The 26,202-nt window shown below is 69.8% G+C and carries 21 protein-coding genes, 1 rRNA gene and 4 pseudogenes; 16 read left to right on the top strand and 10 right to left on the bottom strand.

From position 1 onward, the window contains the following. Positions 1–208: 208 nt before the first annotated feature. The 3 genes from fabG to N8I84_RS10075 all read left to right on the top strand — a co-directional run bounded on the left by fabG (position 209) and on the right by N8I84_RS10075 (position 2,312). On the top strand, positions 209–928 hold the full coding sequence (fabG, locus tag N8I84_RS10085; protein WP_200423161.1) for a 3-oxoacyl-[acyl-carrier-protein] reductase: 720 nt from the start codon (positions 209–211) through the stop codon (positions 926–928). Positions 929–933: 5 nt separating this feature from the next. Beyond that, the gene (fabI, locus tag N8I84_RS10080) at positions 934–1,701 is read left to right on the top strand and encodes an enoyl-ACP reductase FabI (protein ID WP_200423160.1); all 768 of its coding nucleotides are present in this window, start codon (positions 934–936) and stop codon (positions 1,699–1,701) included. A 242-nt stretch (positions 1,702–1,943) separates the two neighbouring features. Then, on the top strand, positions 1,944–2,312 hold the full coding sequence (locus N8I84_RS10075; RefSeq protein WP_263229202.1) for a hypothetical protein: 369 nt from the start codon (positions 1,944–1,946) through the stop codon (positions 2,310–2,312). A gap of 7 nt (positions 2,313–2,319) precedes the next feature. Here the strand turns inward: N8I84_RS10075 and N8I84_RS10070 are convergent, their stop codons facing one another. Further along, positions 2,320–3,009, bottom strand: a complete 690-nt coding sequence (locus tag N8I84_RS10070) for a FadR/GntR family transcriptional regulator (protein ID WP_263229201.1) — start codon at positions 3,007–3,009, stop codon at positions 2,320–2,322. Between the two features lie 85 nt (positions 3,010–3,094). On the opposite strand from N8I84_RS10070, the gene N8I84_RS10065 reads away from it, so the two are divergent. The 4 genes from N8I84_RS10065 to N8I84_RS10050 all read left to right on the top strand — a co-directional run bounded on the left by N8I84_RS10065 (position 3,095) and on the right by N8I84_RS10050 (position 5,643). Beyond that, a complete protein-coding gene (locus N8I84_RS10065) occupies positions 3,095–4,411 on the top strand; it encodes a CynX/NimT family MFS transporter (protein WP_263229200.1) in 1,317 nt (438 codons plus the stop codon). Between the two features lie 53 nt (positions 4,412–4,464). Then, positions 4,465–4,581, top strand: coding sequence for an SGM_5486 family transporter-associated protein (locus N8I84_RS10060; protein WP_263229199.1), 117 nt, complete (start codon positions 4,465–4,467; stop codon positions 4,579–4,581). A gap of 186 nt (positions 4,582–4,767) precedes the next feature. After that, positions 4,768–4,980 carry a hypothetical protein gene (locus N8I84_RS10055; protein ID WP_263229198.1) on the top strand — a complete coding sequence of 71 codons (213 nt, stop codon included), beginning with the start codon at positions 4,768–4,770 and terminating at the stop codon, positions 4,978–4,980. Between the two features lie 144 nt (positions 4,981–5,124). After that, the gene (locus N8I84_RS10050) at positions 5,125–5,643 is read left to right on the top strand and encodes a SixA phosphatase family protein (RefSeq protein ID WP_263229197.1); all 519 of its coding nucleotides are present in this window, start codon (positions 5,125–5,127) and stop codon (positions 5,641–5,643) included. An 85-nt stretch (positions 5,644–5,728) separates the two neighbouring features. Here N8I84_RS10050 and serB read toward each other — a convergent pair whose 3' ends face one another. Beyond that, complete coding sequence (gene serB, locus N8I84_RS10045) at positions 5,729–6,940, bottom strand: phosphoserine phosphatase SerB (protein WP_263229196.1); 1,212 nt, start codon at positions 6,938–6,940, stop codon at positions 5,729–5,731. A 158-nt stretch (positions 6,941–7,098) separates the two neighbouring features. Continuing rightward, positions 7,099–8,976, bottom strand: coding sequence for a streptophobe family protein (locus N8I84_RS10040; RefSeq protein WP_263234722.1), 1,878 nt, complete (start codon positions 8,974–8,976; stop codon positions 7,099–7,101). Positions 8,977–9,215: 239 nt separating this feature from the next. Between N8I84_RS10040 and N8I84_RS10035 the strand changes: the two are divergent. Further along, positions 9,216–11,758 (top strand): annotated as a pseudogene (locus N8I84_RS10035) (FHA domain-containing protein). 106 nt (positions 11,759–11,864) lie between these two features. Here the strand turns inward: N8I84_RS10035 and N8I84_RS10030 are convergent. The 3 genes and pseudogenes from N8I84_RS10030 to N8I84_RS10020 form a co-directional block, all read right to left on the bottom strand. Beyond that, entirely contained in the window at positions 11,865–12,599 is a 735-nt protein-coding gene (locus N8I84_RS10030) for a transglycosylase SLT domain-containing protein (protein WP_263229195.1), read from the bottom strand. A gap of 307 nt (positions 12,600–12,906) precedes the next feature. Next, positions 12,907–14,036, bottom strand: a pseudogene (locus N8I84_RS10025) (S-adenosylmethionine:tRNA ribosyltransferase-isomerase); the annotation flags it as partial. Further along, positions 14,033–14,735: pseudogene (locus N8I84_RS10020) on the bottom strand (SDR family NAD(P)-dependent oxidoreductase). The pseudogenes N8I84_RS10025 and N8I84_RS10020, both read right to left, overlap by 4 nt. Before the next feature lie 188 nt (positions 14,736–14,923). Here N8I84_RS10020 and N8I84_RS10015 point away from each other — a divergent pair. From N8I84_RS10015 to N8I84_RS10005, 3 genes are all read left to right on the top strand, one after another. Continuing rightward, positions 14,924–16,069, top strand: coding sequence for a GAF domain-containing sensor histidine kinase (locus tag N8I84_RS10015; protein ID WP_263229194.1), 1,146 nt, complete (start codon positions 14,924–14,926; stop codon positions 16,067–16,069). After that, positions 16,062–16,703 (top strand): response regulator, encoded by a 642-nt coding sequence (locus N8I84_RS10010; protein ID WP_263229193.1) that lies wholly within the window; start codon positions 16,062–16,064, stop codon positions 16,701–16,703. Before N8I84_RS10015 ends, N8I84_RS10010 begins: the two co-directional genes overlap by 8 nt. Positions 16,704–16,819: 116 nt before the next feature. Beyond that, on the top strand, positions 16,820–17,062 hold the full coding sequence (locus tag N8I84_RS10005; protein ID WP_103844364.1) for a chaplin: 243 nt from the start codon (positions 16,820–16,822) through the stop codon (positions 17,060–17,062). A gap of 597 nt (positions 17,063–17,659) precedes the next feature. On the opposite strand, the gene N8I84_RS10000 is transcribed toward N8I84_RS10005, so the two are convergent. After that, positions 17,660–18,442, bottom strand: coding sequence for a hypothetical protein (locus N8I84_RS10000; RefSeq protein ID WP_263229192.1), 783 nt, complete (start codon positions 18,440–18,442; stop codon positions 17,660–17,662). Between N8I84_RS10000 and N8I84_RS09995 the strand changes: the two are divergent. The 3 genes and pseudogenes from N8I84_RS09995 to N8I84_RS09985 all read left to right on the top strand — a co-directional run. Further along, positions 18,406–19,125 (top strand): annotated as a pseudogene (locus N8I84_RS09995) (ABC transporter ATP-binding protein); the annotation flags it as partial. The gene N8I84_RS10000 and the pseudogene N8I84_RS09995 sit on opposite strands and share 37 nt — an antisense overlap. Positions 19,126–19,475: 350 nt before the next feature. Beyond that, positions 19,476–19,904, top strand: a complete 429-nt coding sequence (locus N8I84_RS09990; protein WP_263229190.1) for an NfeD family protein — start codon at positions 19,476–19,478, stop codon at positions 19,902–19,904. 129 nt (positions 19,905–20,033) lie between these two features. Next, positions 20,034–21,008, top strand: coding sequence for an SPFH domain-containing protein (locus N8I84_RS09985; protein ID WP_263229189.1), 975 nt, complete (start codon positions 20,034–20,036; stop codon positions 21,006–21,008). Positions 21,009–21,084: 76 nt separating this feature from the next. Here the strand turns inward: N8I84_RS09985 and N8I84_RS09980 are convergent, their stop codons facing one another. The 3 genes from N8I84_RS09980 to N8I84_RS09970 all read right to left on the bottom strand — a co-directional run bounded on the left by N8I84_RS09980 (position 21,085) and on the right by N8I84_RS09970 (position 23,124). Next, positions 21,085–21,591, bottom strand: coding sequence for an HNH endonuclease (locus N8I84_RS09980; RefSeq protein ID WP_263229188.1), 507 nt, complete (start codon positions 21,589–21,591; stop codon positions 21,085–21,087). A gap of 165 nt (positions 21,592–21,756) precedes the next feature. After that, entirely contained in the window at positions 21,757–22,296 is a 540-nt protein-coding gene (locus tag N8I84_RS09975) for a YbhB/YbcL family Raf kinase inhibitor-like protein (RefSeq protein WP_263229187.1), read from the bottom strand. Between the two features lie 45 nt (positions 22,297–22,341). Next, positions 22,342–23,124 carry a sporulation protein gene (locus N8I84_RS09970; protein ID WP_263229186.1) on the bottom strand — a complete coding sequence of 261 codons (783 nt, stop codon included), beginning with the start codon at positions 23,122–23,124 and terminating at the stop codon, positions 22,342–22,344. A 182-nt stretch (positions 23,125–23,306) separates the two neighbouring features. Here N8I84_RS09970 and N8I84_RS09965 point away from each other — a divergent pair, with 182 nt between their 5' ends. Both N8I84_RS09965 and N8I84_RS09960 read left to right on the top strand, forming a co-directional pair. Then, on the top strand, positions 23,307–23,957 hold the full coding sequence (locus tag N8I84_RS09965; protein ID WP_263229185.1) for a DNA-3-methyladenine glycosylase: 651 nt from the start codon (positions 23,307–23,309) through the stop codon (positions 23,955–23,957). A 531-nt stretch (positions 23,958–24,488) separates the two neighbouring features. Next, positions 24,489–26,014 (top strand): 16S ribosomal RNA (locus N8I84_RS09960). The last annotated feature ends 188 nt before the right edge of the window (positions 26,015–26,202 follow it).

Raw genomic sequence — 26,202 nt, 5'->3', positions numbered from 1 at the left:
GGGGGCGGGGACCACACCTTTGCCTCCGGTGGCCGGACCCACCCGCCCGCGACCGTTCCCACGGCGGACGCTTCTGTAGGGACCCGACAGTGAGTCCCCTACGCCACTGTCGGTGCCCGATTGTCCGCGCGGCCGGGCGGACCGATAGGTTTTCGACGTAGGCGCCTGTCCTGCAGGGGTTCCAGACCGCTAACGAAAGGGTGATCCGTTGAGCCGCTCGGTTCTCGTCACTGGAGGCAACCGGGGCATCGGCCTCGCCATCGCCCGAGCGTTCGCCGACGCCGGCGACAAGGTCGCGATCACGTACCGCTCGGGTGAGCCGCCGGCCGCCCTGAAGGAATTGGGCTGCCTCGCGGTCAAGTGCGACATCACCGACACCGAGCAGGTGGAGCAGGCCTACAAGGAGATCGAGGCCCAGCACGGCCCGGTCGAGATCCTCGTCGCCAACGCCGGCGTCACCAAGGACCAGCTCCTGATGCGCATGTCCGAGGAGGACTTCACCTCGGTCATCGACACCAACCTCACCGGCACCTTCCGCGTCGTCAAGCGCGCCAACCGCGGCATGCTGCGCGCCAAGAAGGGCCGCGTGGTGCTGATCTCCTCGGTCGTCGGACTGCTCGGCTCGGCGGGGCAGGCCAACTACGCCGCCTCGAAGGCCGCCCTGGTCGGCTTCGCGCGCTCCCTCGCCCGTGAACTCGGCTCGCGCAACATCACCTTCAACGTCGTCGCGCCCGGCTTCGTCGACACCGACATGACCAAGGTGCTCACCGACGAGCAGCGCCAGAACATCGTGTCGCAGGTGCCGCTCGGCCGGTACGCGCAGCCCGAGGAGATCGCCGCGACGGTGCGGTTCCTCGCCTCCGACGACGCCTCGTACATCACTGGAGCCGTCATCCCCGTTGACGGCGGACTGGGAATGGGTCACTGATCACCATGAGCGGAATTCTCGAGGGCAAGCGCGTCCTGATCACCGGTGTGCTGACGGAGGCCTCCATCGCCTTCCACACCGCCAAGCTCGCCCAGGAGCAGGGCGCCGAGATCATCCTGACCGCGTTCCCGCGGCCCACGCTGACCGAGCGCGTCGCCAAGAAGCTCCCGAAGCCCACCAAGGTCGTCGAGCTCGACGTGACCAATGACGAGCACCTCGGCCGCCTCGCCGACATCGTCGGCGAGGAGCTCGGCGGCCTCGACGGCGTCGTGCACTCCATCGGCTTCGCGCCCCAGGACGCGCTCGGCGGCAACTTCCTCAACACGCCGTTCGAGTCGGTGGCCACCGCCATGCACGTCTCGGCGTTCTCCCTGAAGTCGCTCACCATGGCCTGCCTGCCGCTGATGCAGAACGGCGGCTCGGTCGTCGGCCTCACCTTCGACGCCCAGTACGCCTGGCCGCAGTACGACTGGATGGGCCCGGCCAAGGCGGCCCTGGAGGCCACCAACCGCTACATGGCGCGCGACCTGGGCAAGCAGAACATCCGCTGCAACCTCATCTCCGCGGGCCCGCTCGGCTCCATGGCCGCCAAGTCCATCCCGGGCTTCGGTGAGCTGGCCTCCGTGTGGGACAGCCGCTCGCCCCTGGAGTGGGACCTCAAGGACCCCGAGCCGGCCGGCCGCGGCATCGTCGCCCTGCTGAGCGACTGGTTCCCGAAGACCACCGGCGAGATCATCCACGTGGACGGCGGACTGCACGCCATCGGCGCCTGAACAGGCCCGCGTGTACGCCGTAGGGCACGAGAAAGCGTCCTCTCGGCCCGCGTGAGCGATTGCGCAATCGCTTACGCGCCCGCATCGCCCGGTCGTACCAGGCCGACGCCCCGTTCCCCGCTGCGCGCGGGGAGCGGGGCGTCGCCCGTTCGGAGTACCTGACCGGGCGTGCCGGGCCGTCCGGGACCCAGGCTGGGAGCAACGCACCGCCCCGCACGCCGCACGGCCGAGGAGGTTCCCTTGTGCGCTTGTCCCACCGCTTCGCCCCGGCCTTCCTCTCGCTCGCCCTGGTGACGGTCCTGCCCTACGACGCCATGCCGCCGCACGGGAAGCACACCGCGTCGCACGCGCGCGAGGACGCCGGAAAGTCCGCCGACCCGGCGCCCTTCGGCTCCGAGTGCCGGGTCCTTGTCACCGGCGCGCATGTCGTCGCGTACTGCCACAACCCCTATCCGGGCACCGATCACGTGAGCCTGCACATCGAGTGCGCCCAGTGGTGGGACATCGACACCGACACCGCCCCGGCCGAGGCGGGGCCCGCGATGACCGTACGGCTGACCGGGCGGTGCTGGGAGGCGGTGCGCTCGGCGTGGGTCACCCACCGGAGATGAGTGGGCCTCAGCGGCCGACGGACTCCGGGCGTCCCGGACCGCACATCCGGGGATAGCTCGCCGCCGCCGTGCCCGCCGTGTCGGCGTCGCCCGCGCGGATCGCGTCCACCAGCGCCGTGTGGTCCATGTACGCCTCCGGTGTGAGGTCCTCGCCGACGTCGCCGCGCAGCCAGTCCCGCAGCACCTCGCCCAGGTCCGCGTACATGGCGGTCAACACGTCGTTGTGCGACGCGGCCACCACGGCCAGGTGGAAGGTCGCGTCGGCGGTCACGAACGCCTCCGCGTCCCCGGACTCCCACGCCTCCGTACGGCGCACGAGGAGGGCGTCCAACTGCTTGAGGTCCCGCTCGGTGCGCCGCTCGGCCGCCAGCCGGGCGGCGCTCGACTCCAGGGTGCGACGCACCTCGGCGATGTGGTCCGGGTCGGCGCCGGCGAAGCGGCGGTGCATCACGCCCGCCAGCTCGCTGGTCGCCACCACGTAGGTGCCGGAGCCCTGGCGGATGTCCAGCAGGCCGTTGTGCGCGAGCGCGCGGACGGCCTCGCGGACCGTGTTGCGTGCGACCCCCAGCTGCTCGACCAGTTCCGGCTCGGTGGGGATGCGCGAGCCCACCGGCCATTCACCCGAGGTGATCTGGTTCCGCAGCTCGGCGATGACCTGCTCGGACAGCGCGGATCGGCGGGGGTGGCTCAGCGGCATGACCGTCCTTCGTGCGGGCCCGAAGCGAGACCGGATGATCGGGAGCGTAACGCAGCCCCTGCAACCATAATCATCCTATGATTCTATGATAGCGTGCATGGCATCCGAAGAGACCGGAACGACGACGTCCGCACCGATACGCGTTTCTCGGGGGAGGCGGGTCGATGCCGGGGTCCCCGCCACGCGCGCGTGGCGGACGCGTCTGCTGGTCGTCGGCATCGTCCTCAGCGCCCTCAACCTGCGGCCCGCCATCACCAGCCTCGGCGCCCTCCTGGAAGAGGTGCGCGACGGGCTCGGCATGAGCGGCAGCGTCGCGGGCCTGCTCACCTCCGTGCCGCCGCTCTGCTTCGCCGCCTTCGGCGTCATGGCGCCACGACTCGCCCGCCGCTTCGGGCCGGGCGCCGTGGTGTGCGCCGGAATGGCCGCGATCACCGCCGGCCTGCTGATCCGCCCGTACGCCGGGAACACCGCCGGCTTCCTGGCCGCGAGCGCGCTCGCCCTGATGGGCATCGCGGTCAGCAACGTCCTGATGCCCGTGATCGTCAAGCGCTGGTTCCCGGACCGGGTGGGCTCGATGACGGGCCTGTACTCCATGGCGCTCGCCCTGGGCACCTCCGTCGCGGCAGCGCTCACGGTGCCCATGACCGACGCGCTGGGCGGACGGTGGCAGTCCGGGCTTGCCGTGTGGGCGGCGCCGGCGGCGGCGGCCGTCCTGCCGTGGATTCCGTTCGTCCGCACGCGCGGTGCCGGTTCCGCGGACAGCGACACCGCCTCCGCGGACAGTGACGCCGCCTCCGCGCGCGTGGAGCCCGACGGGCTGCGGATCACCCGTAGCCGTACCGCTTGGGCGCTGGCCGTCTTCTTCGGGCTCCAGGCCACGGCGGCCTACATCACGATGGGCTGGATGGCGCAGATCTTCCGCGACGCCGGGGTGTCCGCCGGCACAGCCGGTGTGCTGTTGGCCGTCACCATGGTCATGGGCGTGCCCCTCGCTTTCGTCATCCCGCGGCTGGCCGCCCGGCTGCCGCACCAGGGCCCGATCGTGATCGCGCTCGGTGTCTGCGGGCTGGCCGGATACGCGGGCCTGTACTGGGCCCCGGCGGGCGGGGCCTGGGCGTGGGCGGTGCTGCTCGGCGTCTCCAACTGCTCCTTCCCCCTCGCGCTCACCATGGTGGGGATGCGGGCCCGCACCGGCGCGGGCGTGGCCAAGCTGTCGGCGTTCGCGCAGAGCACCGGGTATCTCCTGTCGATCCCGGGGCCGCTGCTGGTCGGCGTCCTCTACCAGCACAGCGGCGGCTGGGGCCGGCCGCTCGCGCTCATGGCCGGGCTCATGCTCCCGCAGATCGCGGTGGGCGTCCTGGCAGGACGCGACCGGATCGTGGAGGACGAGGCGACGCTCTGAGCGACGGCCGCCCCGCCGCGGCCCGGGCGGGGGAGGGGTGCGAAACTGGGCGTATGCCCGTGCTCGAACCGAATCCCCGGAACGGCCAGAAGAAGATGCTGCTCGTCTTCGGCGCGTTCTTCGCCATCTTCGCGATCATCGCCGTCATCGCCACGATCGCCTCACCGTGACGATCGCCTCACCGTTCCCGCACCGGTGACGGCCCATGGTGGTGCTGGCCCCACCATCCCCTAGGGGGCCAGTGTCAGGGTCAAGTGGGTGGATCACCGGATGGGTTGAGGGCCGCCGCGTCCGTACCTTCGAGATGTGGTCGCGAGTGCGGCCCATGGACCACTCGAGGACCCACGGAGGCAGCCATGTCGGCCCGTACGCACACCCGGCCCCGCCCGGCGACCACGGGCGGCGTCGACATCCGGCTTCCGTGGTGGGCCCTCGCCCTGCCCACGCTCGCCTTCATCGCCCTGCTGGCGCTGGTACTCAACCCGGCGGACGCGAGCGCCGGCGGCGACCCCGCCCTCAGCCACCTCCTCGAGCGCGTCCAGCACGCGGTGACCCACCACGCGCAGTGACCCGGCCTGATCGAGTCGTGACACCGCCCGGTGCACGCGGTGGGCTTCCCGCGGACCCGGTGGTGAGGAGGCCGGTGAGCAGGCAGATCGCGGCGCTGCCAACTCCCTGCGCCCGTTGGCCTGTTTCGTGCGAAGCTGGGACTCATGAGCTCCGCAGATCCCCGCAGGATTGTTCTGTTCCGGCATGCGAAGGCCGACTGGCCGCAGGTTCCCGACCACGAGCGTCCGCTCGCCGACCGGGGCCGCCAGGACGCGGCCGCCGCCGGACTCAAGCTGGCCGAGACCGGCATCCCCTTCGACCTGGCCCTGTGCTCCACCGCCGTCCGCACCCGCGAGACCTGGAAGCTCGCCGTCCAGGAGCTGCCGTATCGGCCGAAAACCGTCTATGAGGAGCGGCTCTACGAGGCCTCGCCCGGCGAACTGATCGCCGTGCTCAACGAAACCGCCGACGACGTGCGGAACGTGGTCCTGATCGGTCACAACCCCGGCATCCAGGGCCTCGCCGACGTCCTGTCCGGTGCGACCGAGGGCGATGCCCGCGAGCGGATGAGCCGACGCGGCTTCCCGGCCGCCGCCTTCGCCGTGCTGTCCTTCGACGGCTCCTGGAAGGCGCTGGAACCGGGCACGGCCGCCCTGCTCGACTACTGGGCGCCCAGCGAGTAAGAGCTCCGAAGAGCTCCGAACCCCGCGGCATCGCGACGGGGCCCGGCACCGCACGGTGCCGGGCCCCGGTCGCGATCGGAGGCCGTCAGAGACCGTCGTCGTGCGCGTCCGCCGCCTCGACCTCTTCGCGGGTGACACCGAGCAGGTACAGGACGGTGTCCAGGAAGGGGAAGTTCACAGCGGTGTGCGCGGCCTCGCGGACGACGGGCTTGGCGTTGAAGGCGACGCCCAGACCCGCCGCGTTCAGCATGTCGAGATCGTTGGCCCCGTCACCGATCGCCACGGTCTGCGCCAGCGGCACCCCCGCCTCGGCGGCGAACCGGCGCAGCAGCCGCGCCTTGCCCGCGCGGTCCACGATCTCCCCGACGACCTTGCCGGTCAGCTTCCCGTCGACGATCTCCAGGGTGTTGGCCTGCGCGAAATCGAGCCCGAGCCGCTCCTTGAGGTCGTCCGTGACCTGGGTGAAGCCGCCCGAGACGACGCCCACTTGGAAGCCGAGTCGTTTCAGCGTACGGATCAGGGTGCGCGCGCCCGGAGTGAGCCGCACCTCCGCGCGCACCTTGTCCACCACCGACGCGTCGAGCCCCTTCAGCAGCGCCACGCGCGCGTGCAGCGACTGCTCGAAGTCCAGCTCGCCTCGCATGGCGGCCGCCGTCACCTCGGCGACCTCCGCCTCGCAGCCGGCGTGCGCGGCGAACAGTTCGATGACCTCGTCCTGGATGAGCGTGGAGTCCACGTCCATCACGACCAGTCGCTGGGCGCGCCGGTGCAGCCCGGCCGCGACGACGGCGACGTCGACACCGAGTGCCGCGGCATCGGTCACCAGGGCGGTGCGCAGCGGCTCGGTCTCCACGCCGGACACGGCGAACTCGACCGCGGTCACCGGGTACTTGGCGAGCCGGAAGATACGGTCGATGTTGCCGCCGGCGGCCGCGATGCGGGCGGCGATCGCGGCCGTGGCGTGGGCGGTGAGCGGATGGCCGAGAACGGTGACGAGGGAGCGGCCGAGGCCGCGCGGACGGTTGTCGCCGATGCCGGAGATGATCTCCGCCTGCATCTTCATCGACTCCGCCCAGGTGTGGACGGTGGACCGCAGATCGCCCTCTAGCCCGGACGGGGGCACGGTCACCAGGGCGCAGAGCACCATCCGGCCCCGGGTGACGACCTGCTCGATGTCGACCACGTCGACGTGGAAGGCGGCCAGGGTGTCGAACAGGCCCGCGGTCAGGCCGGGCCGGTCCTTGCCGAAGATCTTGACAAGGAGAGTGGGGGCGTCGGAGGTCTGCACAGCGCTCATGGTGCTTCCACCGTATCCGGCGCCCCGTGCGCACCGCCTGCCTGGTCCGCCCAGCGGACGGGGAACACTGGGTTGCGCACAGATGGCGTACGTGTTACCCGGCCTCGAAAGCGCAGGCCGGCCACGGGCACGGTCGGCCGACGTGGGCCTCCGCCTCGTCACCGCCGCCCGCGGGGCCGGTCGGGCGGTGGTGGCGGAGGCGGGGGAGGCGGCGGGGGCGGCCACCGGTTGGAGGACGCCGGAGTCCTGCGGGCCGGCCGTCGCGGCGGCTCGATCGGCTGGACCACGGTGGGCGCGCCATAGACATCGGTGGCAGGGGACGGCGCCCCTTTCGAGGGCGGGCCGTCGGGCGGGGCATCTTCGACGGGGGCGCTCCCGCCCTGTGTGCCGTCAGGCGGCGCGCTCCGAGGCGGCGTGGCTCCGGCCGGGGCACCACCACCCCGTCCGCCGCCCTGCGGGGCGCTGCCCGGCCGCGCGTCCTCCGGCTCGCGCGGTCCTTCCGGCAGCCGTAGGTAGGGGTTCGTGTCCGGGTTCGGCGGACGGTACGGCCTGCCCGGGGTGTAGGGACCCGATGACTGCGCGACCGGCGCGTACCGCGGAGGCTCCGGCAGTCCCGCGTCACCCCGTGCCAGTGGCGCCGCCCGGCTCCCCGCCGCCCCCGTCCCGTACGCCAGCAGTGCCCCGGCGGCCCCCGCTGCCGCACCCCACACCGCACCCAGCAGGAGTGCCATGCCCAGCTGCCCGTGCAACTCGATCGCCGCGCCGAACGCGTCGAGACCGAGCACCGAGAGCGAGGCGTCCACCGACACCCCCGCCAGACCGACCAGCAGCAGCAGTGCCGGTGCCGTCACGATCCCGAGCCGCAGCGCGCACTGCACTGCGAAGCCGAGCGGACCCGCATCCCGTACGACCGCACCGGAGGCACCGGGGCCAGGCGCCGCATCCCGGGCTCGTACGAGTGGCGTACGCGCCGCCGTCAGCACGCCCGCGAAGAGCATCATGAGTGCCGCGGCGACGGCCAGCAGCCACACCCTGCCGTCCAGCTCGGCCAGGCGCCCCAAGGTGACGCGCTGGTCCGTCCCCACGCTCAGCAGCCGGTCCAGCGGGTCGGGGAGCAGGTTCGCCAGTCCGCCGCCGGCCCTGCCGTCCCACGGCACGAACAGTCCGACCGGCACACCCAGCCACACACCGTTGGGCGCGCCGAGCAGTGCGGCCCCGACGATCCGCGCCGGACGGTCGTCGCCCATCGCCGCCAACGCCGCGGCCGCGAGCCCGGCGACCACCGCGACCAGCAACACCGTCACCAGCGCGGACGCGGCCGGACGCACCACCCGGTGCACCGCCTCCCAGCCGCGCGGCAGCGGTGTGCGCCGGGACGCGAGCAGCGCGATCACCAGGACACCGGCCGCCCATACGGCGCCCCCCAGCAGCGTGGGCACCGTGTCGACGGTGAAGCCGACGGCGGCCCGAGCCTGGATCAGGTCGCCGACCCGGTCCGGCAGCAGCCCCCCGACGTCCCCCAGGCCGGGGATGTCGAGGCCGCCGCCCCCGCCCGGCAGGCCGTCGAGCCCGAGCGCGCCCCCGTCGATGGTGATGACGTCATGGCCGGCCCATGCCAGACCGCCCGACATCACGACGAACAGCACGACCACCGCACCCGCGCGCACGAGGAGTTCGGACAGGCCGACCACAACTCCCGCCGTGCGCAAGGACCGCAGGAAGAACCAGCACAGCAGGAGCGCACCCACCAGGCTCACACCGAGTGGCGTGATATCGATGGCGGTGACCGCGTCCGCGCCTTTCAGCCCGAACGCCGACACGTTCCCGGACGGCGTCACCGTCCCGTTCGCCCCAAGAGCCACCACCGCCGCGGTCATCGGCCCGAGCGAGCCCGCCGCGTCCGCACGGAGCAGATGCAGACCGAGCGCCGCCGTCCCCGCCATCCCGATCAACGCCCAGCTCACGGAGGCGATCGCGGACAGCAGGACGTCCGCCCACGGCAACCTCCCACCGTCCCGCACGGCCTCGATGCCCATGGTCAGCCCCCGATCCACGCCGAGGCAATCCACCGCGGATGTCCCCCCTCGCGCGGATTACCACTCTCCGACCGGGTTTCCGCCCCGTCAACGGCGCGCGTACCAGTGCGTCTACGCCCCCTCCGCCAGGCCCGAGTTTCGGTCAGAGGGCCGCGCCTGAAATAGTTCCCCACGATGTTCGACATCCCTAGACTCCCCGTGATGGGGGCAATTCGGGGGACAACTCACTGGGGCATGGAGTGCCTGAACTCGTACTGGAATTGAACGGACGCAACTGGAAGCTCGACGCGTCCAGGACGTACACCCTGGGACGTGATCCGCAGGGGGACATCGTGCTCACGGACGCCAGGGTCTCCTGGCGCCACGCCACGATCAGCTTCAACGGCCGCGGTTGGGTCATCGAGGACCACGGCAGCACCAACGGCACGTTCGTGCAGGGGCAGCGGATCCACCAGGTGGAGATCGGCCCCGGTTCGGCCGTGCACCTGGGCAACGCCACCGACGGACCGCGCCTGGCCCTGTCCGGCACCCCGGCCGCCGTCGCCGCACCGCAGGCCCAGCCCCAGCAGCAGCCGTACGCGGCCCAGGCCGCCGCCCCGGCTGGGCCCAGCAGGCACAGCAACCGCAGGCACAGCAACCGCAGGCACCGCAGCCGCAGGCGCCCCAGCCCGCCTGGCAGCAGCCGCAGCAGGCGGCTGTGCAGATCCCGCAGCAGCAGAGCCCCGGCGGTGGCGCGGGGGCGCCGCCGGTCTACGGCGACCGCAGCCCGACCACGTTCCACCAGCTCGCCCTCGGCCGGGTGATGCGCATCGGCCGCGCGCTCGAGAACGACCTGGTCGTCTCCGACCTCCAGGTCTCCCGCCATCACGCCGAGTTCCACGCCACACCCGACGGCCGCTTCGAGATCCGTGACCTGGGCTCGCACAACGGCACGTTCGTCAACGGCATGCCCATCGGCAAGGGCGGTTCGGCGCTGATCGGCCCGAACGACATCGTCGGCGTCGGCCACTCGACGTTCCGTCTGGTCGGCGACCGGCTCGAGGAGTTCGTCGACACCGGTGAGATCTCCTTCTCCGCCCGCCACCTCACGGTCACGGTCGACGGTGGCAAGCAGATCCTCAAGGACGTCTCCTTCGGTGTCCCGGAGAAGTCGCTCATCGCTGTCATCGGCCCCTCGGGCTCCGGCAAGTCCACGCTGCTGAAGGCGCTCACCGGCTACCGCCCCGCCAACCAGGGCGACGTGCTCTACGACAACCGGAACCTGTACAAGCAGTTCGCCGAGCTGCGCCAGCGCATCGGCCTGGTCCCGCAGGACGACATCCTGCACAAGGAGCTGAGCGTCAAGAAGGCCCTCAAGTACGCGGCCAAGCTGCGCTTCCCGGCCGACACCACGGCCGCCGAGCGCCAGGACCGCATCGACGAGGTGCTGCGCGAACTGAAGCTGGACGTCCACAAGGACAAGAAGGTCACCTCCCTGTCCGGCGGTCAGCGCAAGCGCGTCTCGGTGGCCCTCGAACTGCTCACCAAGCCGTCGCTGATCTTCCTGGACGAGCCGACCTCCGGTCTCGACCCGGGCATGGACCGGGACGTCATGCAGCTGCTGCGCGGCCTCGCCGACGACGGCCGCACCGTCCTCGTCGTCACCCACTCGGTGGCCGAACTGGCGCTGTGCGACAAGCTGCTCGTGATGGCACCGGGCGGCTCCGTCGCCTACTTCGGCCCGCCGGAGGAGGCACTGAACTTCTTCGGCTACGAAACCTGGGCTGATGTCTTCTCCGCCTTCGAGAACTACCGGGACTACGACTGGGCGGGCCGTTGGAAGGGCTCGGAGCACTACCGGTTGTACGCCGCGGACATCGACGCCGTCGCCCCGCAGTCGGTGCACATGCCGCCGCCGCAGGCGATCAAGCCGGCCAAGCCGCAGGGCTGGCTGTCCCAGTTCGGCACCCTGATCCGGCGGTACGTCGCGGTCATCGCCTCCGACAAGGGCTTCCTGGCGCTGACGGTGATCCTCCCGGCGGTGCTCGGCGCGGTGAGCCTGCTCATCGACCACAACAGAGGCCTGCTGGTCAACCCGGTCAATCCCAGGACCGGCATCCACGTCCCGAACGGCACGGCCACCACGGTCCTGCTGATACTCGCGGTCGGCGCGTGCTTCGCGGGCGCCGCCAACTCCGTCCGTGAGCTGATCAAGGAACGGGTCATCTACGAGCGGGAACGCGCCACCGGCCTGTCCCGTTCCGCGTACCTGATGTCCAAGGTGTTCGTGCTCGGCGTCATCACCGTGCTGCAGGGCCTCATGGTCGGCCTGATCGGCTTCTCCAGCCGGGAGATCCCCGCACAGGGCGTCGTCCTCGGCAACGCCACGCTGTTCGAGCTGTGCCTGCCGATCATGGCACTGGGCTTCAGCTCGATGATGTTCGGTCTGGTCATCTCCGCCCTGGTGAAGACCGCGGAGAAGACCATGCCGCTGCTGGTCATGTTCGCGATCATCCAGGTCGTCTTCACCGGCTGCCTCTTCACCCTGCACGGCACGCTCGGCGTGAACGAGTTCTCGTACCTGATGCCGTCCCGCTGGGCGGTCGCCGCCGCCGGTGCGACGCTGGACTTCAACAACATCGCGCCGAACACGGACGACCCGACGAGCACGGACCCGCTGTGGAACCACACCGCCGGGGTCTGGACCCTCGACATGATCGCCCTCATCGTCCTGGGCGTGGTCTGCGGCTTCCTGGTGGCCCGCTTCCTGCGCCGCCACGAGCCGGAGGTGATGCGCAAGTAACCGGTCCGCACGACCGGTACGACGCGGAAGGGCGGCACCCTGCGGGGTACCGCCCTTTGGCTCCATGTGACCGCACGCGACTGGTGCGACCGAGGTCCGCGCAGCCTCAGTACGCGCTGTTGACGTTGTCCATCGAGCCGTACCGGTGCGCCGCGTAGTTGGCGGCGGCAGTGATGTTGGCGACCGGGTCGTAGATGTTCCACGAGGTGCCGGGCACGTGGTACGAGCGGAAGGTCGGGTCGATGACCTGGAGCAGCCCCTTGGAGGGGATGCCGTTGCGGGCGTTGATGTCCCAGTTGTTGATCGCCGACGGGTTGCCGGACGACTCCCGCATGATGTTGCGGTACAGCCCGTTGTACGAACCCGGAATCCCGTTCTGCCGCATGATGTCGAGGGACTGGCGGATCCAGCCGTCCAGGTTGTTGGCGTAGGTCTTCGTGGCGACCGGCTGCGCCGCGGGACGCTGCGCGGAGCGGTTCGCGGCCTGCTGCTGCGCCGGGCGCTGCTTGGCGGCCTGCTGGGCCTTCTGGGCCTGCTGGGCCTTCTGCTGGACCTGCTTCTTCACGGCGTCCTGGGCGGCCTTCTGCTTCGCGGCGATGGCCTCGGCCTTCAGGCCCGCGGCGGCCATCTGGTCGGTGACGGCGACCTTGAGGGTCTTGACCGGCTGGTTGCCGACCGACACCGGGGCCGACGCGACGGTCGCTTCATGCGCGGGGGTCTGCGCCTCGCTCGGCACGGCGGTGAACGCGAGGGCCGCGGCACCGAGAGTGGCCGTACCGGCGATGGCGAGCTTGTGGGTCTGGGTGAGCGCACGAGCGCGACCGAGAATGTTCTTGGGCATTGCTGATTGACCTCTTCGAATTGCGCGGAGGTCGCTCTGGCGCCGGCGGAAGAACAGGCGTTTCCAGCACAAGCGCCGCGGGTACGAGACCGCGGCGCCGAGCGACGGAAGCAATTCTTAGCGGCCGCAAAATCGCTGGGCAAAGGTGTGACGTACTATCCCGGATAGTGGCCCGAGGAACGGCAAAACGGGACAGATCCACCCTCCTACCCGCTCACAAGCTCCTTCTCAGTCTCCTAAGCTCCTTCGTACGTGACGTACCTCCTATGCGCGGCCTCACATTCCACTCGCGCCGGTCTAACCGCGAGTTGCTGGAGCAATGCACTGTGTGAGGGGGTTTCGGCGGCGCAGGATGAGATGGGTGTCACCGAATTCGTGCCAGAGATACCGCCCGGCCAGCGCCTGCTCGTATCCGCGCTCGATCGCCTCCCGCCCCGCGACCGCCTCCAGCATCAGCAGGTGAGAGGCCTCCGGCTCGTGCAGACCGGTCAGCAGCCCGTCCACCACCCGCACCCCGCGTTCGGGCGTCACCACGAGATCGGTCCAGCCCTCCCGCGCCCGTACGACACCGCCCACGCCCACCGCCGACTCCACGGCCCGGACGGCCGTCGTACCGACCGCGATCACCCGGCCGCCCACCCGTCCCCCACCACCGCCCTTCCAAGGAAGCGCTTCACGCCTTGCCTGATTCGCCTTGACGGCGTTGATCAGCCACGCCGACGTCTCCGGCACCGCGAAACGCTCCGGATACGGCGGCTCGTGCGCCTCCGCCGACGCCACCCCGGTGTGCAGGGTGACCGGAGCGAACTGCACGCCCCGGCTCACCAGCTCCGCCACCATCCGCGCGGTGAAGGGCCGCGCCGCGCTCGGCATCTCGGCGCTGCCCGCGCCATCCGGGGACGGCAGCGCGAACACCGTCTGGTACGCGGAGAGCGGTTGGTCCCTGTCCGTATAGGAGTAACGAATGGGCCGCCCGTGCCCGCCCAGCAGCCCGGACACGTCCGCATGCGACACACGGGCCCACCACAGACGGCCGCTCCGCCCCGACAAGGGCTCTTCCAGAACCAGCCGTATGCCCTCCGGGAGGCTCACCTCTGTGCCCGCGGGTCCTCCCGCACGCGCGCGCGTGGTGCCCTCGCCGTCCGGATCCCGCAGCTCGACGGCCCACCGTCCGTCGTCCCCGCGCGTCGAGAAGTGCACCACCACGCGCGTGTGCCCGATCAGCCCGTCCACCGCGGCCGCCAGCGTCGGCGAGGTGTTCACCACGAGCAGGTCCCCGGCCCGCAGCAGCCGCGGCAGCTCGGTGAACGCGCGGTGCATGACCTCGGTGCCACGCGAGACCAGCAGCCGCACCGAGTCCCGGTCCCGGCCCGGGCCCCGCTGCTCGGCCGGAACACGCGCCGACAGCTCCTGAGGAATCCTCAGCGCCGTGCTCACCGTGCCTCCAGCAGGGACGGCGCAGCGTAGCGACCGCTCGCCGGACGCTCGTCCAGCAGCCGCAGGAACGCGGGCACCACGCTTTCCGGCGCCGGCCGCGCACCGGCGTCGTCCGGTACGGCCGCCGCGTACAGGTCCGTCGCCATGTCCCCGGGATCGACCGCCCACACCCGCAGCCCCGGCTCCTCCGCGCCGAGCACCGCCGCCAGATGGTCCAGCGCCGAGCGCCGCCTTGGACGCCCCGTACCCGCCCCACGTCTCGTACGCCTCGGCCGCCGCGTCCGAGCTGACCGCGATCACCGTGCCCGCGGCCGACGCCCGCAGCAGCGGCAGCGCCTCCTGCACCAGGCCCAGCGCGGCGACCGCGTTCACCTCCAGCGCCCGCCGCAGCCCGTCCAGGGCCAACGACTCCAACCGTACGAGCGGCTCCGCGCCGAGCGCGCTCGCGTTGTGCACCAGCAGATCGAGGCCGCCCAGCTTCCGGGCCGCCGCCACCAGGTCCGCGCGGTGCGCGGCGTCCGTGACGTCCCCCGGCAGGGCCTCCACGCGGGTCCCGAGCCCGGCCAGCACCTGCGCCGTCTCCACCAGGACGGGCGCGGTCCTGGCGTCCAGCACCAGATCCCAGCCGCGCCGCGCCAGCGCCGCGCCGAGCGCCCGCCCCAGCCCCTTCGAAGCCCCTGTGATGATCGCAACCGGCATGATGACCGCCCCCTTGGTTCCGTGACCGCCGGTGCTCGGCAGTGGCCTCACCGTAGGAACGGCATCCGCCCGGCCGCCTCGGACGCGGGCCGCAGAGAACCCGGGCCCTTGGCCCTAGGGCCGGCGGACCAGGCACGGCCGCCACTCGTCGGATACGCACTGTCACACCTCACCGGTACGGTGACGTCATGAGCCATGGACCCCGGTCGGGCCTGTACGCGGTCAGCACCGCGCTGCTGGCCATGAGCAGGCACCTCGAGGTGCGCGACGTCCTGAAGACGATCGTCGCCTCGGCCCGCGAGCTGCTCGACGCGGAGTACGCGGCGCTCGGCGTCCCGGACGACCACGGCGGCTTCGCCCAGTTCGTCGTGGACGGCGTCTCCGACGAGCAGTGGAAGGCCATCGGCCCGCTACCACGCCAGCACGGCATCCTCGCCGCGATGCTGCACGAGGCGAAGCCGGAGCGGCTCGCCGACGTCCGCGAGGACCCCCGCTTCGAGGGCTGGCCGAGCGCCCACCCCGAGATGTCCGACTTCCTGGGCCTGCCCATCCGCGACGGCGACGAGATCATCGGCGCGCTGTTCCTCGCGAACAAGAAGTGCCCGAAACCGGAGGGCGGCTGCGGCTTCACCGAGGACGACGAGGAACTGCTGTCGATCCTCGCCCAGCACGCCGCGATCGCCCTCACCAACGCCCGGCTGTACGAGCGCAGCCGCGAGCTGACCATCGCCGAGGAGCGCTCACGGCTGGCGCACGAACTGCACGATGCGGTCAGCCAGAAGCTCTTCTCCCTGCGCCTGACCGCCCAGGCGGCGGCCGCCCTGGTCGACCGCGACCCCGGACGGGCCAAGGGCGAGCTGCAGCAGGTGGCGGCGCTCGCCGCGGAGGCCGTCGACGAACTGCGCGCCGCCGTCGTCGAGTTGCGCCCGGCGGCTCTCGACGAGGACGGCCTGATCGCCACCCTGCGCACCCAGGTCCAGGTCCTGGACCGGGCCCACACCGCACGCGTGACCTTCTCCACCCGTGGCGTACGGGCCCTGCCGGCCGCCCAGGAGGAGGCACTGCTGCGCGTCGCCCAGGAGGCCCTGCACAACGCGCTGCGGCACTCGGGGGCCGAGCGGGTCGACGTCACCCTGGAGAAGCGCGGCCCGGGCGCCGTGCTGCGCGTCATGGACGACGGCAGTGGATTCGACCCCCGGGCGATACGCCGGGCGGGGCGCCACCTCGGCCTGGTCTCCATGCGCGACCGGGCGAGCGGGGTCGGCGGCGCGCTGACCGTGGAATCGGAGCCCGGGAAGGGCACCACGATCGAGATGGAGGTCCCTGGTGGCTGACGCAATCAAGGTGCTGCTCGTCGACGACCACCAGGTGGTCCGCCGCGGACTGCGCACCTTCCTGGAGGTACAGGACGACATCGAGGTCGTGGGAGAGGCCTCCGACGGCGCCGAGGGGGTCGCCCGCGCCCAGGAACTGCACCCGGACGTGGTTCTCATGGACGTCAAGATGCCGGGGATGGACGGCATCGAAGCGCTGCGCAAGCTCCGCGAACTCGACAACCCCGCGCGCGTGCTGATCGTCACCAGCTTCACCGAGCAGCGCACGGTGGTGCCCGCACTGCGCGCGGGCGCCGCCGGGTACGTGTACAAGGACGTGGACCCCGACGCGCTCGCCGGAGCCATCCGCTCGGTGAACGCGGGCCACATCCTCCTCCAGCCGGAGGTCGCGGGAGCACTGCTGTCCCAGGAGGAGGCGGGCGCGAGCCAGGGCAGAGCGGGATCACTCACCGAGCGGGAACGGGAGGTGCTGGCCCTGATCGCGGACGGCCGCTCCAACCGCGAGATCGCCCGTGCCCTGGTGCTGTCCGAGAAGACGGTCAAGACCCACGTCTCGAACATCCTGATGAAGCTGGACCTGGCCGACCGTACGCAGGCGGCGCTGTGGGCGGTACGGCACGGCGTTAACGGCTGAGCGGATCTTCATACCGTCGGGTGTATGTCACCCGGGTGGCGCACCCTCAGTGGATCTCGGCCGTTCTCCAAGGCGTGCTGCGGACCTGCCGCAGTGATCGCAAGGAGGACTCGGAAGTGAAGAACCTGAAGAAGGCCGCAGCCGTGACGATGGTGGCCGGCGGTCTGCTCGCCGCCGGCACGGGCATGGCCTCCGCCCACTCGGCGCACGCCGACGGCAAGGCGGTGGGCTCCCCGGGCGTCATCTCCGGCAACGTCATCCAGGCCCCGGTCCACGTCCCGGTGAACGTGGTCGGCAACACGGTCAACGTGATCGGCGCCCTGAACCCGGCCTTCGGCAACCTGGGCCTCAACCACTGAGCCCTGAGGCCCGACACCTGCCTCCCCGGCCTCCCGGACACACGTCCGGGAGGCCGATGTGTCCTCTGCTCGCAGCCGAGGCCAGGCGATTTTCTGGGGGCGCGGCCCCGAGGGACGGTGACCTGACCTGGGGCAGCAAGGAACCGTCGTCGTCACGCCTCTTGCCCGCCCCCTTTGGCCGAGGGCAGGCGATGTCAGCCTGTCCGGCGTTTGAGGACGAGTCCGTTCAGGCCGAGGGGAGTCTGGGGGCGCGGCCCCGAGGGACGGTGACCTGACCTGGGGCAGCAAGGAACCGTCGTCGTCACGCCTCTTGCCCGCCCCCTTTGGCCGAGGGCAGGCGATGTCAGCCTGTCCGGCGTTTGAGGACGAGTCCGTTCAGGCCGAGGGGAGTCTGGGGGCGCGGCCCCGAGGGACGGTGACCTGACCTGGGGCAGCAAGGAACCGCTGTCGTCACGCCTCTTGCCCGCCCCCTTTGGCCGAGGCCGGGCGATGTCAGCCCGTCCGGCGTTTGAGGACGAGGCCGTTCAGGCCGAGGGGAGTCTGGGTCGCAGCCCCAGGGACGGCCACCCCACCCCCGGGCAGCGACCAACTCGGCGGTCACCCCCGCTCCCGCTGCTCCACAACGGAGTTGTACGCCGCGACCTGCGCCCGCCGGGCCGTCCGCTCCACCGGCCGCAGCGCCTGCGCGCGCGCCGCCATCTCCGAGGCGCTCACCGCCCCGCCGTGCCCGTTCTCGTGCGCCAGCGACAGCAGCAAAGCCACCCGCTGGGCCATCTCCAGCACTCGCACCGCCCGCGGCGGATACCCCGGCGCCAGCACCTCCCGGCCCGCCTCGGCCCGCGCCCGGTACGCGTCGATCGCCGCCTCCGCCGCCGGCCCCGACCCCGCCACGTCCAGCCGCGACAACACCCCCGTCGCCTCGCGCAGCGCCTCCGCCAGCTCCCGCTCGGCCTCCCCGAGCGACGGCACATCGGCGGGCGGCGCCTCCCGCACGGGCAGACACTGCCAGACGACCTCCACATGCAGATCGCCCTCCGGCCCCGCCTCGGCCACCGAAGGCACCAGCCCGAAGGCGGCCCCGTAGCAGACCACCGCCTCCTCGGCGTCCAGCGCCCGCGCATTGAACTCCGGCGGCCCGCTCAACCCCAGCGGATGCCCCGGCGCGGGCAGCGCCACCCGCAGCCCGGTCACCCCGAGCGTGCGCAGCCGCCCCAGCGCGAGCGTGAGACCGACGGGCGCCGACTCACCCGGCAGCCCCTCCACCCGGTGCACCGCATCCTCCCCGACGATGGCGGACGCGGCGTCGTCCGGCGAAACAAGTCCGGCCAAAAGGGCATTTCCCCATGCGGCCAGCCGTCCTGAGCGTGGTTCCGAGAGCATGCCCCCACCCTAAGGAGCCGACCTATGGAATAGGCCGGGTGACCGGTGGCGTAGATTTCTTGGGGGGCTGCGCCCACCGGCGTGGCGGACCGCGCCCACAGGCGTACGCGAGAGCCGACACAGGCCACACTGCAAGGGGAGACAACGCGCTCATGAGCGATGTTCTGGAGCTTCAGGACGTATCCGTGGTCCGCGAGGGCCGGGCTCTGGTGGACCAGGTCTCCTGGTCGGTCAAGGAAGGCGAGCGCTGGGTCATCCTCGGCCCCAACGGCGCCGGCAAGACCACCCTCCTGAACGTCGCCTCCAGCTACCTCTACCCCAGCAAGGGCACCGCCACCATCCTCGGCGAGACCCTCGGCAAGCCCGGCACCGACGTCTTCGAACTGCGCCCCCGCATCGGCATGGCCGGCATCGCCATGGCCGACAAGCTCCCCAAGCGCCAGACCGTCCTGCAGACCGTGCTGACCGCCGCGTACGGCATGACCGCCGGCTGGCAGGAGGAGTACGAGGACGTCGACGAGCAGCGCGCCCGCGCCTTCCTCGACCGCCTCGGCATGAGCGACTACCTCGACCGCAAGTTCGGCACCCTCTCCGAGGGCGAGCGCAAGCGCACCCTCATCGCCCGCGCCCTGATGTCCGACCCCGAGCTGCTGCTCCTGGACGAGCCCGCCGCCGGCCTCGACCTCGGCGGCCGCGAGGACCTCGTACGCCGCCTCGGCCGCCTCGCTCGCGACCCGATCGCCCCGTCCATGATCATGGTCACGCACCACGTCGAGGAGATCGCCCCCGGCTTCACCCACGTCCTGATGATCCGCCAGGGCAAGGTGCTCGCCGCCGGCCCGCTGGAGCTCGAGCTGACCTCGCGCAACCTCTCGCTCTGCTTCGGCCTCCCGCTCGTCGTCGAGCAGGTCGGCGAGCGCTGGACGGCCGTGGGCCTGCCCCTGTCCTGACCCGCGCAAACCTCGGTAAGAAGCCGCCTACGCCGCACTCTGCGCCCTGTCCGCGGTCGTGCCGGCGGTCCTACCATGACCGTGTGGACATCGACGCGTGGGTGTGGTGGCTGATCGGCGCGGCAGCGCTCGGCATCGGACTCGTGATCACCGCGATGCCGGAGCTCGGGATGCTGGCGGTGGGCGCCATCGCGGCGGCGGTGATCGACGGTCTCGGCGGCGACGCGGTCTTCCAGGTCGCCGTGTTCGCCGTCGTCTCGGTCGCGCTCATCGCCGTGGTCCGGCCCATCGCGGCCCGGCACAGCGCCCAGCGACCCCAACTCGCCACAGGCATCGAGGCCTTGAAGGGCAGGCAGGCCGTCGTCCTCGAGCGGGTCGACGCGAGCGGCGGCCGCATCAAGCTCGCCGGTGAGGTCTGGTCGGCCCGACCGCTCAACGGCGAACTCGCCTACGACGTGGGCCAGGAAGTCGACGTCGTGGACATCGACGGGGCCACGGCGATCATCATGTGACCTCGAAGGACGCAACTGCGCCGAACAGCCCACGAGGTACGCGACGGTCTGTCACACTCGACCAGCAAGATCTTCAACAACCGTAAGATCCCACAGGCGCCGAGGCGGAGAAGGAAGCAGGGAATCACGATGGGACCGGTCGTCATCGTCCTGATCATTCTGGTGGTGTTGGTCTTCATCGCCCTGATCAAGACGATCCAGGTCATCCCCCAGGCGAGCGCGGCCATCGTCGAGCGCTTCGGCCGCTACACACGGACACTGAACGCGGGCCTGAACATCGTGGTCCCGTTCATCGACTCCATCCGCAACCGCATCGACCTGCGCGAACAGGTCGTACCGTTCCCACCGCAGCCGGTGATCACCCAGGACAACCTGGTCGTCAACATCGACACCGTCATCTACTACCAGGTGACCGACGCCCGGGCCGCCACCTACGAGGTCGCCAGCTACATCCAGGCCATCGAGCAGCTCACCGTCACCACCCTGCGCAACATCATCGGTGGCATGGACCTCGAGCGCACCCTGACCTCCCGTGAGGAGATCAACGCGGCCCTGCGCGGCGTCCTCGACGAGGCCACCGGCAAGTGGGGCATCCGCGTCAACCGCGTCGAGCTGAAGGCGATCGAGCCCCCGACCTCCATCCAGGACTCGATGGAGAAGCAGATGCGTGCCGACCGCGACAAGCGCGCCGCGATCCTCACCGCCGAAGGTACGCGCCAGGCCGCCATCCTCACCGCGGAGGGCGAGAAGCAGTCCGCGATCCTCAAGGCCGAGGGTGAGGCCAAGGCCGCCGCGCTGCGCGCCGAGGGCGAGGCCCAGGCCGTTCGTACGGTCTTCGAGGCGATCCACGCCGGTGACCCGGACCAGAAGCTGCTGTCCTACCAGTACCTGCAGATGCTCCCGAAGATCGCCGAAGGCGACGCCAACAAGCTCTGGATCGTCCCCAGCGAGATCGGTGACGCCCTCAAGGGCCTGTCCGGCGCCATGGGCAACTTCGGCCCTCTGGCAGGCGGTTCGGGTGGCAACGGCGGCTCCTCCGGCTCGTCCTCCACCAACAGCGGCGGCACGAACACCGAACGCCGCGAGAAGCCTTCCATCGACTGACACGGCGTCACGGTCCTCACACGAGCTGGGGCCCGCCTTCCCGGAAGGCGGGCCCCAGCTCACGTCTCTGAACGGCTTACGCCGCGCTCTGCGACAGCCACTCCGGCAGCGCCTCCAAGTCGTCCTGACCGAGGGCCAGCAGCATCGCGTCGGCCGGCGTCGGCTCGAACGGCTGCCGCAGCAGCCTCATCCCTGCCTCCTCCGGAGTCCGGTTCGCCTTGCGGTGGTTGTCCTCGGCACACGCGGCGACCGTGTTGAGCCAGGTGTCGCCACCACCCTGCGACCGCGGCAGCACGTGGTCCACGGTCGTCGCCCGCCTCCCGCAGTAGGCACACCTGTGCCGGTCCCGCACGAGGACACCCCGCCTCGACCATGGGGCTTGTCTTCGGAACGGCACCCGTACGTATCTGCAGAGCCTGATGACCCGGGGCGCCGGTATGTCCACATCGGCGCCCCGCATCCGGAGTTCGGGGTGGGCCTGCTCGACGACGGCCTTGGCCTGCAGCACCAGAACGACGGCTCGGTTCAGCGTCACCGTCGACAGCGGCTCGAAGCTCGCGTTCAGCACCAGCGTGTCACGCATCCAGCCCACCTCCTGTGTGCACCTGCCCACCCCGTGGCGGGCTGGATCAACTCTGGCCGGGCACGCCGAGATGGACAACGCAATAAAAAATGCCCGCCTCTGATCACTTCCAAGACCAGAGGCGGGCAAACGTTCAATGAACGTCAGTTTTACGGGGGCCCGAGTTCAGCCCTCGGCCGGATTCTCGTACTCACCGATGAGCTGCGCGCGCGCCAGCGTGTGGAACCGCAGGTTGAAACCGACCACGGCAGGAGAGGCGTCCGAGTCCGGACCGAGCTTCTCCCGGTCCACGGCGTACACCGTGAACACATACCGGTGCGGCCCGTCCCCGGGCGGCGGCGCGGCACCGCCGAAGTCCTTCGTCCCGTAGTCGTTGCGCGCGTGCACCGCGCCCTCGGGCAGCCCTTCGAACTTCCCGCCGCCCGCGCCCGCCGGCAGCTCGGTGGCCGAGGCCGGGATGTCGAACAGGACCCAGTGCCAGAACCCGCTCCCCGTCGGGGCGTCGGGGTCGTAGCAGGTCACGGCGAAGCTCTTGGTCTCCGGCGGGAAACCTTCCCAGCGCAACTGGGGCGAGGTGTTCCCGGCCGAGTGGACCTGAGCGTCCTTGAGCCTGACACCCGGCTCGACGTCCTCGCTCGTCACCGTGAACGACGGCACGGGCGGATGGAAGTCATGCGGCAGCGGCGGCCTCTTGAGCTCGGTCACCTCGGTACCTCCAAGTCAGTGGATCAACCGATTCCAGTTCCGAGCCTAGAACCAGCTGCGCTTGCTGCCGACCTCCGACAGCCACTGATGGAGGTATGCGGCCCAGTCGGTGCCCTGGAAGTCGTTCAGGCCGACCTTGAAGGCCCGGTACGAGTCGCTGCCCTCACTGAACAGCCCCGGCTTCTTGTCCATCTCCAGGATGACGTCCATCTCGTACCCGTCGGCGACGAAGCTCAACTCGACCTGGTTGAGACCGCGGTACTGAGACGGCGGGAAGAACTCGATCTCCTGGTAGAACGGCAGCGTCTGCCGCGTACCCCGGATGTGCCCGCGCTCCATGTCCGCGGTCTTGAAGCGGAAGCCCAGCTGGATGAACGCGTCCAGGATCGCCTTCTGCGCGGGCAGCGGATGCACGTTGATCGGATCCAGGTCGGTCGAGTCCACGGCCCGCGCGATCTCCAGCTCGGTCGTCACCCCGATGTGCATCCCGCGCAGCGCCTGCCCGTCGATCATGGTGACGGGGGTCTCCCAGGGAATCTCCAGCCCGAACGGCACGGCGTGCACTGCGCCCGCCTGGAGCTCGAAGGCACCACCGAGCCGGACCTTCGTGAACTCGATGTTCTGCCGGTACTCCTCGTCGCCGCTCTCGACCTCGACCTTGGCCTGCAGACCGACGTTCAGGCCCTCGATCGCCTGGTTGACGGACCCGCCCTGGATCCGCACCTCGCCCTGGACGACACCGCCCGGCACGACATTGACCTCGGTCAGCACCGTCTCGACCGACGCGCCGCCGGCTCCCAGGCTCGCGAGCAGCCGCTTGAACCCCATGAAATGTTCCCTCCCGGGCAACGTCTTGACCCGTAGCCCCGTATATCCGTCCGATCCGTGGATCCGTAGACACGCGATACGGCCAGGAGCCGGTTCCGCGCCCCTACTCTCCCAACCCTTCCAAGGACGAGGTCCCTCGACCACCCTTGGGCACACACCCGTCTGGACTACGCTCGTACGACATGATCGCGACCCCCGACCGTACGCCCCTCCCCAGGGAGTTCTTCGACCGGCCTGTACTCGAGGTCGCGCCCGACCTCCTGGGGCGCATCCTCGTCCGCACCACACCGGACGGTCCGATCGCGCTGCGCCTCACGGAGGTGGAGGCGTACGACGGCCCGAACGACCCCGGCTCCCACGCCTATCGCGGCCGCACACCCCGCAACGACGTGATGTTCGGTCCCCCCGGTCATGTGTACGTCTACTTCACCTACGGCATGTGGCACTGCATGAACCTGGTGTGCGGACCCGTCGGCAGGGCGAGTGCCGTGCTGCTCCGCGCCGGCGAGATCATCGAGGGCGCCGAGCTCGCTCGGAAGCGTCGACTCTCGGCCCGGAACGACAAAGAACTAGCCAAAGGCCCCGCCCGCCTGGCCACGGCCCTGGGAGTGGACCGCGCCCTGGACGGCACGGACGCCTGCACCACGGGCGAAACCCCACTGCGCATCCTGACCGGCACGCCGGTGCCCCCTGACCAGGTACGAAGCGGCCCGCGCACCGGCGTCGCCGGCGTCGCCGGCGACGGAGCCGTCCATCCGTGGCGCTTCTGGGTCGCCAACGACCCGACGGTGAGCCCCTATCGGGCGCACACGCCCCGACGGCGCCGAAGTTGACGCGTCCCTGGAGGATGCGTAATGTATCCCGAGCCGCTGGAACGGTTACGGCGTTCAGCCAGCAGCCGAAGCGGCCAACCCACTACCTGCGACTCCCTCTCAGAGGGCGGATTTCGGTGTGCCCGCATGCCTGGAATTCGAACTCGGAGACTCGATTATGAGTTACGACGGGAATCGGCTAACGTAGTGAATGTCGAAAGGCCGGGGCCGAAAAGCCCGGACCCAAGACAATCCCGCCGGCCGGGAATCGGATCGAGAAAAGATCTGATAGAGTCGGAAACACCGAAGGGAAGCGCCCGGAGGAAAGCCGAGAGAGCAAGTCTCTCCGGTGAGTACAAAGGAAGCGTCCGTTCCTTGAGAACTCAACAGCGTGCCAAAAGTCAACGCCAGATATGTTGATACCCCGTCTACCGGATCCTTCCGGTGACGAGGTTCCTTTGAAAAACACACAGCGAGGACGCTGTGAACCGAGGGGATTATTCCTCCTCTTGGTTCCGCTCTCGTGGTGTTGATCCCGATCACGGGAAAACATTCACGGAGAGTTTGATCCTGGCTCAGGACGAACGCTGGCGGCGTGCTTAACACATGCAAGTCGAACGATGAAGCCCTTCGGGGTGGATTAGTGGCGAACGGGTGAGTAACACGTGGGCAATCTGCCCTGCACTCTGGGACAAGCCCTGGAAACGGGGTCTAATACCGGATACGACACGCTCAGGCATCTGATGCGTGTGGAAAGCTCCGGCGGTGCAGGATGAGCCCGCGGCCTATCAGCTTGTTGGTGAGGTAACGGCTCACCAAGGCGACGACGGGTAGCCGGCCTGAGAGGGCGACCGGCCACACTGGGACTGAGACACGGCCCAGACTCCTACGGGAGGCAGCAGTGGGGAATATTGCACAATGGGCGAAAGCCTGATGCAGCGACGCCGCGTGAGGGATGACGGCCTTCGGGTTGTAAACCTCTTTCAGCAGGGAAGAAGCGCAAGTGACGGTACCTGCAGAAGAAGCGCCGGCTAACTACGTGCCAGCAGCCGCGGTAATACGTAGGGCGCAAGCGTTGTCCGGAATTATTGGGCGTAAAGAGCTCGTAGGCGGCTTGTCACGTCGGGTGTGAAAGCCCGGGGCTTAACCCCGGGTCTGCATTCGATACGGGCTAGCTAGAGTTCGGTAGGGGAGATCGGAATTCCTGGTGTAGCGGTGAAATGCGCAGATATCAGGAGGAACACCGGTGGCGAAGGCGGATCTCTGGGCCGATACTGACGCTGAGGAGCGAAAGCGTGGGGAGCGAACAGGATTAGATACCCTGGTAGTCCACGCCGTAAACGGTGGGCACTAGGTGTGGGCGACATTCCACGTCGTCCGTGCCGCAGCTAACGCATTAAGTGCCCCGCCTGGGGAGTACGGCCGCAAGGCTAAAACTCAAAGGAATTGACGGGGGCCCGCACAAGCGGCGGAGCATGTGGCTTAATTCGACGCAACGCGAAGAACCTTACCAAGGCTTGACATACACCGGAAAGCATTAGAGATAGTGCCCCCCTTGTGGTCGGTGTACAGGTGGTGCATGGCTGTCGTCAGCTCGTGTCGTGAGATGTTGGGTTAAGTCCCGCAACGAGCGCAACCCTTGTCCCGTGTTGCCAGCAGGCCCTTGTGGTGCTGGGGACTCACGGGAGACCGCCGGGGTCAACTCGGAGGAAGGTGGGGACGACGTCAAGTCATCATGCCCCTTATGTCTTGGGCTGCACACGTGCTACAATGGCCGGTACAAAGAGCTGCGATACCGTGAGGTGGAGCGAATCTCAAAAAGCCGGTCTCAGTTCGGATTGGGGTCTGCAACTCGACCCCATGAAGTCGGAGTCGCTAGTAATCGCAGATCAGCAGTGCTGCGGTGAATACGTTCCCGGGCCTTGTACACACCGCCCGTCACGTCACGAAAGTCGGTAACACCCGAAGCCGGTGGCCCAACCCCTTGTGGGAGGGAGCTGTCGAAGGTGGGACTGGCGATTGGGACGAAGTCGTAACAAGGTAGCCGTACCGGAAGGTGCGGCTGGATCACCTCCTTTCTAAGGAGCACTTCTCACTAGCTTCGGCTGGTCAGGGGCCAGTACATCGGCGAACGTCTGATGCTGGTTGCTCATGGGTGGAACGTTGACTACTCGGCATGATTCAGGATGGATCAGGCGCTAGTACTGCCTCTCGGGGCGTGGAACGCTGATCTGGTCGGCTGATCGTGTCGGGCACGCTGTTGGGT

This window comes from Streptomyces cynarae, from assembly GCF_025642135.1.
Taxonomy (GTDB): Bacteria; Actinomycetota; Actinomycetes; order Streptomycetales; family Streptomycetaceae; genus Streptomyces; species Streptomyces cynarae.
This window is presented reverse-complemented; position numbering and strand designations above follow the sequence as displayed.

Excerpts from the sequence above, each read along its gene's own strand:
- fabI (WP_200423160.1), top strand. The coding sequence starts at position 934 with ATGAGCGGAATTCTCGAGGGCAAGCGCGTCCTGATCACCGGTGTGCTG.
- N8I84_RS10070 (WP_263229201.1), bottom strand. The coding sequence starts at position 3,009 with ATGCCGCTGAGCCACCCCCGCCGATCCGCGCTGTCCGAGCAGGTCATC.
- N8I84_RS10065 (WP_263229200.1), top strand. The coding sequence starts at position 3,095 with ATGATAGCGTGCATGGCATCCGAAGAGACCGGAACGACGACGTCCGCA.
- N8I84_RS10060 (WP_263229199.1), top strand. The coding sequence starts at position 4,465 with ATGCCCGTGCTCGAACCGAATCCCCGGAACGGCCAGAAGAAGATGCTG.
- N8I84_RS10055 (WP_263229198.1), top strand. The coding sequence starts at position 4,768 with ATGTCGGCCCGTACGCACACCCGGCCCCGCCCGGCGACCACGGGCGGC.
- N8I84_RS10050 (WP_263229197.1), top strand. The coding sequence starts at position 5,125 with ATGAGCTCCGCAGATCCCCGCAGGATTGTTCTGTTCCGGCATGCGAAG.
- serB (WP_263229196.1), bottom strand. The coding sequence starts at position 6,940 with ATGAGCGCTGTGCAGACCTCCGACGCCCCCACTCTCCTTGTCAAGATC.
- N8I84_RS10040 (WP_263234722.1), bottom strand. The coding sequence starts at position 8,976 with ATGGGCATCGAGGCCGTGCGGGACGGTGGGAGGTTGCCGTGGGCGGAC.
- N8I84_RS10030 (WP_263229195.1), bottom strand. The coding sequence starts at position 12,599 with ATGCCCAAGAACATTCTCGGTCGCGCTCGTGCGCTCACCCAGACCCAC.
- N8I84_RS10015 (WP_263229194.1), top strand. The coding sequence starts at position 14,924 with ATGAGCCATGGACCCCGGTCGGGCCTGTACGCGGTCAGCACCGCGCTG.
- N8I84_RS10000 (WP_263229192.1), bottom strand. The coding sequence starts at position 18,442 with ATGCTCTCGGAACCACGCTCAGGACGGCTGGCCGCATGGGGAAATGCC.
- N8I84_RS09985 (WP_263229189.1), top strand. The coding sequence starts at position 20,034 with ATGGGACCGGTCGTCATCGTCCTGATCATTCTGGTGGTGTTGGTCTTC.
- N8I84_RS09980 (WP_263229188.1), bottom strand. The coding sequence starts at position 21,591 with ATGCGTGACACGCTGGTGCTGAACGCGAGCTTCGAGCCGCTGTCGACG.
- N8I84_RS09970 (WP_263229186.1), bottom strand. The coding sequence starts at position 23,124 with ATGGGGTTCAAGCGGCTGCTCGCGAGCCTGGGAGCCGGCGGCGCGTCG.
- N8I84_RS09965 (WP_263229185.1), top strand. The coding sequence starts at position 23,307 with ATGATCGCGACCCCCGACCGTACGCCCCTCCCCAGGGAGTTCTTCGAC.